Annotated in this window: 1 protein-coding gene; it reads left to right on the top strand. The window is 53.6% G+C overall.

All coding sequences use genetic code 11. From position 1 onward, the window contains the following. On the top strand, positions 1-392 hold a 392-nt coding region (locus ACTHUR_RS21775), incomplete at both ends, for a hypothetical protein (RefSeq protein WP_440393101.1).

Raw genomic sequence — 392 nt, 5'->3', positions numbered from 1 at the left:
GTTGCCGGCGACGACAACATCACCACTGAAGCCCAAGACGATAAAGTGACCGTCAAGCTGAACAAAGACCTGGTGGTAGACAGCGTCAAAGCCGGCGACACCACCGTGAACAACGACGGTGTGAAAGTAGGCGACGATGTTGCATTGACCCAAGACGGCGTTAAAGCAGGTGATGTCAAACTGACCAAAGACGGATTGAACAACGCCGGCAACAAAGTGACCAACGTAGCCGATGGCGCCGTCAGCGCCAACAGTAAAGATGCCGTTAACGGCAGCCAACTGTTTGCGACCAACCAAAACGTAGCCAACAACGCCGCCAATATCGCCAAAGGCATCAACTTCGGTGGTACCACCGGCAGCAACAACTACGCATTGGGTGACACCATCAATGT

The organism is Neisseria sp. P0021.S007, from assembly GCF_051956855.1.
This window is presented reverse-complemented; position numbering and strand designations above follow the sequence as displayed.